We start from the raw sequence: 7,356 nt of genomic DNA, 5'->3' as shown, positions 1-7,356 counted from the left end.
CCATCGCCGGTCCTCCCGGCGAGGAAGAAAACTGTCACCCATCTAATCAGTCCATTCTGTTACCTATCTATCCGGTTCGGACACCCTGGTGCAGAATTTGTGGTCCCTGCCCGAAGCGACGCAGTCGTTGAAGCCGGTCTTGGCGAGACGACCGCACGTCGCCTCGTCGGGAAGCTTGTCGCAGCTCGCCTTGCGCAGCATGCCGCCGGGAAATCCACCGGTCTTCTGTTCGGGATTGTCGTAGCGCTGGCGCGCCGCGCCATAGCCGGCGAGCTTGACCACCGGCTTCTTGTCCCGCGCCGGGTCGATGGCGCAGGCCTTGGCGGTGGCCGGCGACAGGCGGCAATACTGGTCGTTGCCCCACGTCGACATCTTGATCTCGCCGAACTCGACAGGGTCGCCGACCGCCGTGCCGGCTTCGCTGACACAGGTGCCGAAGCCCGGATGGATGGTGCTTTCATGGACGCCGGCGCAGCGCAGGCCCGCGCCGCAGGTCCAGGCCTTGAAACTCAGGTCCTCGCCGCGATAGCAGATCGAGCCCCAGCCATTGTAGAGGTCGGTCCCCTTCAGTGCCTCGGCATATTTCGCGTCCGGACGGGCGGCGAAGCCGCGCGTAAAGTCGGGGTGGCCGCCGGCGGCGAACTGCTCGACGATGGCGCGGCGGCGAGGCAGGTCGCCGAAGAAGACGGCCGAGCCCGGCACGAAGACGGCGTTGCGGCGCGGCTCGCTGGCCGGATCGGCGCCGGTGTAGTGGAAGCCGGCAATGCCATGCGTCTGGTGGCAGCCGGTGCAGCTCATCTCGTTGAGGCGCAATTCGAAGCCGGCCACCGACTTGATGGTGGCGAGCGTGTTGCCCCTGGCGACATAGTCCTTCAGCGCCGTGTCGATATCGGCATCGTCGACCAGCCCATGGGCGATGTTGTTCTGCGACCGGCTGAGGCCGCCAGGCGCGACGGAAACGGCGCTTTTGGCCAGGAATTTTTCGTCGATGACCAGCCGGCCATGATCGAGCTCGTGGATGTTACGGTCGGTGAGCAGCCATTTGGCGAAGGACGGCCTGTCGGCCAGCACTGTGGTCCGATCGATCTGGTTTTCCATCTTCGATTCGTAAAATGTCGAGCTGGCCGGATCCCATTTGAAGATCTTCAGCAGGTACTCGGCGTGGCCGCCGAAATCGCGCCGTGTCGAGGCCGACAGCCGAAGCACCTGCATGTTGAGTTCCAGCCTCATGATCTGCGCGGAATTCAGCATGGCACCCGACAGCGGCCCCTCGTCGGAGCGCAGCCAGGCGGCAAGCTGATCGGGCGGCAGGTCCTGTTTCCCGGCAGCCAGCCAGCGCCGGGCGACATCGGCGCAGGACACATCGGTGGCGCTTGGCAAATCCTTCGAGGCGCGGGCTTGCGCCCGCCTGGGTTTGGCGTTGAACACCAGGCTCATGGTCAGCGGCAGGCGCGAGGAAATGCGCTGGCCAGCCTTTCCCTTGACCGGCTTTTCCGCGACCGAATAGTGGAAGCGGTAGATCAGCCGGATCTCGCCGCATTCAGTGTGCCCGAGATAGCCGCGATCCATGCGGTTGACGACGCCGGTCAGGTCGAGCGTCGAGCCGTCGTCGTTGATGTATTTTGGATTGAATTTCTGGCTGGTGTCCTTCGATTTCGCCATGGCCGCAACATAAGGGTCCGGGCTGGTCTTCGGCTCGTCGGTGATCTGTTGCTTGACGGTGTCGCGCACCGTGGCCAGCGCCGGCACCGAAAACAGGCCGCGATTGTCGACCTCGCGGGTGAGGCCGAGTGCGGGTCCGAGCAGGCGGCTGATCGACAGGCCGCCGCGCTCCAGCGCCTGCAAGCTGGCGGGATCGGTGACGGCGACGCTGGAATCGAGCGTCACCGCGCCGGCGGCCGGCGTGCCGAGACAAAACAACGCCGCAATCAGCGACAGAAACGAACCGATCGTCCTCAAGCCCAACACATCCCCCATTGCGGGCAATGCTACAGGCCTTGCGCACTCTCGGCTAGAGTGGTGAGGGCCGCCATGCCAGCACCGCCGCAGTCTGGAAAAATGCTGTGACTTGCCGCAATCATTGGGATAATTGTTTGTTGGGTTGAGCCCCGGAACAGCGGGGAAATTCGCAGCACGAGGAGTTGCCATGCTCTGGAAGGGCCGTCGTCAGAGTGACAATGTCGAGGACGACCGCAGCGACAGCGGCGGCGGGCTCGGCGGCGGCAGCCCCGGCCAGTTCCGCATTCCGATTGGCGGTCGCGCCGGCGGCGGCGGCAGCATCTTCCTCGTCATCCTGGTGGTGCTGGCTGGATGGTATTTCGGATTCGATCCATCGACGATCCTGGGCGGTGGCGACGGCGGCGGTGGCCTGATCACCGACAACAGCGGCGGTGGCCAGGACAGCGGCGCGGGTACGCCCGCCAATGACGAGATGAAGCAGTTCGTGGCGACCGTGCTGGCCGAGACCGAGGACACCTGGACCGGCATCTTCAAATCGCAGGGCCTGACCTATGAGGATCCGAAGCTGGTACTGTTCAGCGGCCAGGTCCGCTCGGCCTGCGGCTTTGCCTCCGCGGCGGCCGGACCGTTCTACTGCCCCGGCGACCGCAAGGTCTATCTCGACATGACGTTCTTCCAGCAGCTCGATCAGCAATTCGGCGCCTCTGGCGAATTCGCCCGCGCCTATGTGATCGCGCATGAGATCGGCCACCACGTGCAGAACCTGACCGGCATCATGTCCAAGTTCAACCAGATGCGGCAAAGCATGGGCGAGGTCGAGGCCAACCAGATGTCGGTGCGCATCGAGCTTCAGGCAGACTGCTTCGCCGGCTTGTGGGCGCATTACACCGACCAGAAAGGCATATTGGAGCAGGGCGACATCGAAAGCGCGCTGAACGCCGCCAAGCAGATCGGCGACGACACGCTGCAGAAGAAGGCGCAGGGCTATGTCGTGCCGGAAAGCTTCAACCACGGCACCTCGCAGCAGCGGCAGACCTGGCTGGCGCGCGGCTACAAAAGCGGCAAGCTTTCGGATTGCAACACGCTGAGCGGGCCAATTTGAATAGCCGCTTCCGGGCGCTGACCTGACGGCCAAGGCGCCGTCAGGGGCTGTCAGGATGAAAGAATCCGATCTGTTCCCGCATTGTTCCTTACGGCGGACTCGCCTATAAGGTGCGTCCGCCTGCGCCCCAGGGCGATCACGGGAGCCTGAGCCGTCATGATCGACCCCAAAACCGCCAGACGGGGCCTTGCGCTCGTCTTCACCACGCTGCTGCTCGACATCATCGGCTTCGGCATGATCATGCCGGTGCTGCCGGCCTATCTCAGGGAATTGACCGGGGTCAGCATCAGCGAAGCGGCGATCGAAGGCGGCTGGCTGTTCTTCGTCTATGCGGCCATGCAGTTCTTCTTCGCGCCCATCATGGGCGGGTTGAGTGACCGGTTCGGGCGGCGGCCGATCCTGCTTGCCTCGGTGCTGACCTTTTCCATCGACAATTTGATTTGCGCCGTGGCCTGGTCCTACCCGATGCTGTTCATCGGCCGTGTGCTGGCCGGCATTTCGGGCGCCAGTTATTCGACGACATCCGCCTTCATCGCCGACATTTCGAACGATGAGAACCGGGCGAAGAATTTCGGCCTGCTCGGCATTGCCTTCGGCGTCGGCTTCGTCATCGGGCCGGTCCTGGGCGGGTTGCTCGGCACGTTCGGGCCGCGCGTGCCGTTCTATTTCGCTGCCGGACTCGCCTTCGTGAATTTCCTGATCGCGCTGTTCCTGTTGCCGGAAACGCTCGACGACAAGCATCGCCGCCGCTTCGAGTGGAAGCGCGCCAATCCGGTCGGCACGCTCCTCCAGATGCGCCAATATCAGGGCATCGGCTGGATCGGGCTCGCCTTTTTTCTGATGACGCTCGGACACATGATGTATCCGGCGGTCTGGTCGTTCGTTTCCAATTATCGCTATGGCTGGAGCGAGCAGCAGATCGGCTTCTCGCTCGGCGCCTTCGGCCTGTGCGGCGCGATCGTCATGGCGACGGTGCTGCCGCGCGTGATCCCCCGGCTTGGCGAGTGGAGGACGGCGGTCATCGGTCTTGCCTTCACGGCACTCAGCGCCTTCGGCTACGCGTTCGCGTCGCAGGGCTGGATGATCTATGCGGTGATCGTCGTCGGCTGTCTGGAAGCGCTGGCCGACCCGCCGCTGAGGAGCCTCGCCGCAGCCAAGGTGCCGCCTTCGGCGCAGGGCGAATTGCAGGGCGCGATGACTTCGATCTTCTCGATCACCTCGATCATCACGCCACTGCTCTATACGGCGATCTTTTCCTGGTTCACCGGGCCGAACGCGCCCGTGACCTTCGGCGGCGCGCCCTATTTGCTCGGAGCGTGCTTCCTGACGCTGGCGCTCATCGTCTTCGTGACGAAAGTGGCGAGGCCGGCGGCGCGCACAAATGTCACTACCGGCGTCGCCGAAGATGGAGCACAGATATGAGGCCCCGTCTCAGAAGGAAGTGCCCGGCAGGGCGTTGGGGGCAGCGCTGACGGGTCAGGCCCGCTCGGCCAGCAATTCCTCGCCTCGCTTTTCGCGGATCAGGTTGACGAAGCGGCGGAACAGATAGTGCGAATCCTGCGGGCCGGGCGATGCCTCGGGGTGATGCTGGACCGAGAACACCGGCCGGCCGGTGAGCGTGATGCCGCAGTTCGAACCGTCGAACAGCGAGACGTGGGTTTCCTCGACGCCTGACGGTAGCGAGTCGGCATCGACGGCAAAGCCGTGGTTCATCGAGACGATCTCGACCTTGCCGGTGGTGTGGTCCTTGACCGGATGGTTGGCGCCGTGATGGCCCTGATGCATCTTGGCGGTCTTGCCGCCCAGCGCCAGCGCCAGCATCTGGTGGCCGAGGCAAATGCCGAACACCGGAATGTCGGTCTTCAACAGGTCCTGGATAACCGGGACGGCATAGTCGCCTGTGGCCTCCGGGTCGCCGGGACCGTTGGAGAGAAAAATGCCGTCCGGTTGCATGGCGAGGATTTCTTCGGCGCCGGTCTTGGCTGGCACGACTGTGACCCTGGCGCCGAGGCCGGCGAGCAGGCGCAAGATGTTGCGCTTGACGCCGTAGTCGATGGCGACGACGTGCATCGAAGGCTCGGCCTGTTCGCCAAAGCCTTCGTTCCACACCCATGGCGTCTCGCGCCAGACCGAGGACTGGCCCGACGTGACCTCCTTGGCGAGATCGAGCCCGATCAGGCCGGACCACGCAGCGGCGCGACGCTTCAGATCATCGAGGTCGAACACGCCATCGGGCGCATGGGCGATGACGGCGTTGGGCATGCCCTTTTCGCGGATCAGCGCGGTCAGCGCGCGGGTGTCGATGCCCGACAAGGCGACGATGCCGCGCTTCTTCAGCCACTGGTCGAGTCCGGTACCGGCGCGATAGTTGGACGGGTTGGTGACATCGGCCTTGAAGACGGCGCCGACGGCGCCGGCGCGGGCGACCGGGTTGAGGTCCTCGATGTCCTCGTCATTGGTGCCGATGTTGCCGATATGCGGGAAGGTGAAGGTGACGATCTGGCCGGCATAGGACGGGTCGGTGAGGATTTCCTGGTAGCCGGTGAGTGCCGTGTTGAAACAGACTTCGGCGACGGCGGAACCGGTGGCGCCGAGGCCGCGACCCTCGATGACGGTGCCGTCGGCCAGCACCAGCAGGGCGGTCGGCTTTTCGATTGCCCAGGCGGGCGTCGAGGCGGGCGTCATCTCGGCCATGGCGGCACTCCTATCAAGCTGCGTGGCTCAACGGCCCGGCGGGCCATCCGCGCAGCAAACGGCGTCAAGCAGCGATTTCGCGGCTTCCACGCAGTCAAGCTTCAGTTCATGCAAGGCCCAGTACATAGGGGAAGGGGGCAGGGCGGTCAATGATCATGCGAAATGCGGCTTCGATTTATTTCATCTAGCAATATCAGAGGCTTGCCCTGGCATTTCTGGGTTTGCGTTGGCTCGCCCCCGGCGCTATTGTCCGCGCCGATCGAAGGAGAATGCACCATGCGCGGCAAAATCGCCGAATCCCTGAAGAGCGCGATGAAGGCGCAGGACAAGCACCGGCTGCCGACTTTGCGGCTGATCCAGGCCGCCATTCACGACCGCGACATCGCCAATCGCGGTTCGGGCAAGGAGCCGGCCAGCGACGAGGAAATCCTGCAGATCCTGGCCAAGATGGTGAAGCAGCGCGAGGAATCGGCAAAGGCATTCGACGACGGCAAACGGCCCGAACTGGCCGCGCAGGAGCGCGGCGAGATTGAGATCATCCGCGCCTTCCTGCCGGCGCAGCTTGACGATGCCGCCATCCAGGCCGCGGCGCGCGAGGCGATCGCGGCGACAGGCGCGGCCAGCCAGAAGGACATGGGCAAGGTGATCGCCGCGCTGAAGCAGAAATATTCCGGCCAGATGGATTTCGGCAAGGCGAGCGGCATCGTCAAGGGATTGCTGCAGTAAGGGTTGCTACACATCTCGTCGCTGGGGCGGGAAAAATCGGCTGCCCTGCGCCTGTCCGGCTGGCGGTGCGAGGGTAACGGGAATCGGAGATCGGTCTGCTTGCCCTTGGACGGGCGGCGTTTCAGTGGTGAGTTCCGATCCCCTCTGGACGGCAAGCCCTTTGCCCGGTTGGAATTGCCACAAGGCGCAAGGTCCGTGGTTCTGTTCCGTATGCCGAAGGTGAAGAGCCTCATTCGACTGGGCGCTTCCCGAATCCAAGTCCGGGAGCTGGAACTCGGATACCGCCGGGATGTTTATCCGTCATGCAACCGGAGAGATGTCATGGCTGAGAACAAAACCCACTACGAAACCGGTGCGACGAAGTATCCGGCAAAGACCGATGCCGACGCATCCGATGAATTCTCCCAGGATGCGGCCGGCAACAAGAAGCCTGCCGGCGGAGTGGGGCTCACCCGTCGGATGGGCGAAGTGGAAGACCGAACCCACCAGTCGGACGGACAGAACCCGCCGAGGCAAGCCACGCCGGGTACCGCGACGGAAAAAGCATCCGGCGCCAGTCCGGCGGTCGCCGGGCGTTCGAAGGGCACCAAGGCTCCGAAGATCAGGCGGCAGCAGCGCTAAGCCGAACCGAGCCACTTGGCGAGAAGACTATTCGACGCCTTTCGGAACGATCCCGTCGCTTTGCCATTATCAGCACGAGGGCAGGCCCGGACAGGCAAACGCCGTGACACGGCGGCGACGCACCACTTCCTCATCCGGGCGACAACACGAACAAGAACCGTGCTGACGACTAGCCCGAATATCTCACAGAGTTGAGGTGCATCGGGGCTCCGAATCAGGGAAAATGCTTCTGCGACAAAGACTTACCCTAGGCA

At 63.9% G+C, this 7,356-nt stretch carries 6 protein-coding genes; 4 read left to right on the top strand and 2 right to left on the bottom strand.

What is annotated here, in order from left to right; all coding sequences use genetic code 11:
• Positions 1–63 precede the first annotated feature (63 nt).
• Entirely contained in the window at positions 64–1,968 is a 1,905-nt protein-coding gene (locus tag NKH03_RS33880; RefSeq protein WP_352973194.1) for a hypothetical protein, read from the bottom strand.
• Between the two features lie 178 nt (positions 1,969–2,146).
• Here NKH03_RS33880 and ypfJ point away from each other — a divergent pair, with 178 nt between their 5' ends.
• Both ypfJ and NKH03_RS33870 read left to right on the top strand, forming a co-directional pair.
• Positions 2,147–3,061, top strand: a complete 915-nt coding sequence (gene ypfJ / locus NKH03_RS33875) for a KPN_02809 family neutral zinc metallopeptidase (RefSeq protein ID WP_352973193.1) — start codon at positions 2,147–2,149, stop codon at positions 3,059–3,061.
• Between the two features lie 156 nt (positions 3,062–3,217).
• Positions 3,218–4,483 (top strand): TCR/Tet family MFS transporter, encoded by a 1,266-nt coding sequence (locus tag NKH03_RS33870; protein ID WP_352973192.1) that lies wholly within the window; start codon positions 3,218–3,220, stop codon positions 4,481–4,483.
• A 54-nt stretch (positions 4,484–4,537) separates the two neighbouring features.
• On the opposite strand, the gene carA is transcribed toward NKH03_RS33870, so the two are convergent.
• On the bottom strand, positions 4,538–5,755 hold the full coding sequence (gene carA, locus NKH03_RS33865; protein WP_352973190.1) for a glutamine-hydrolyzing carbamoyl-phosphate synthase small subunit: 1,218 nt from the start codon (positions 5,753–5,755) through the stop codon (positions 4,538–4,540).
• A gap of 276 nt (positions 5,756–6,031) precedes the next feature.
• Between carA and NKH03_RS33860 the strand changes: the two genes are divergently transcribed.
• Both NKH03_RS33860 and NKH03_RS33855 read left to right on the top strand, forming a co-directional pair.
• Entirely contained in the window at positions 6,032–6,481 is a 450-nt protein-coding gene (locus NKH03_RS33860; protein WP_352973189.1) for a GatB/YqeY domain-containing protein, read from the top strand.
• A 321-nt stretch (positions 6,482–6,802) separates the two neighbouring features.
• Positions 6,803–7,102, top strand: coding sequence for a hypothetical protein (locus NKH03_RS33855; RefSeq protein ID WP_352863712.1), 300 nt, complete (start codon positions 6,803–6,805; stop codon positions 7,100–7,102).
• Positions 7,103–7,356 lie beyond the last annotated feature (254 nt).

This window comes from Mesorhizobium sp. M1406 (genome assembly GCF_040317555.1).
Lineage (GTDB): Bacteria > Pseudomonadota > Alphaproteobacteria > Rhizobiales > Rhizobiaceae > Mesorhizobium.
This window is presented reverse-complemented; position numbering and strand designations above follow the sequence as displayed.

Bases quoted from the DNA above. Each gene is read 5' to 3' on its own strand.
- ypfJ (WP_352973193.1), top strand. From the start codon at position 2,147: ATGCTCTGGAAGGGCCGTCGTCAGAGTGACAATGTCGAGGACGACCGC.
- NKH03_RS33870 (WP_352973192.1), top strand. From the start codon at position 3,218: ATGATCGACCCCAAAACCGCCAGACGGGGCCTTGCGCTCGTCTTCACC.
- carA (WP_352973190.1), bottom strand. From the start codon at position 5,755: ATGGCCGAGATGACGCCCGCCTCGACGCCCGCCTGGGCAATCGAAAAG.
- NKH03_RS33860 (WP_352973189.1), top strand. From the start codon at position 6,032: ATGCGCGGCAAAATCGCCGAATCCCTGAAGAGCGCGATGAAGGCGCAG.
- NKH03_RS33855 (WP_352863712.1), top strand. From the start codon at position 6,803: ATGGCTGAGAACAAAACCCACTACGAAACCGGTGCGACGAAGTATCCG.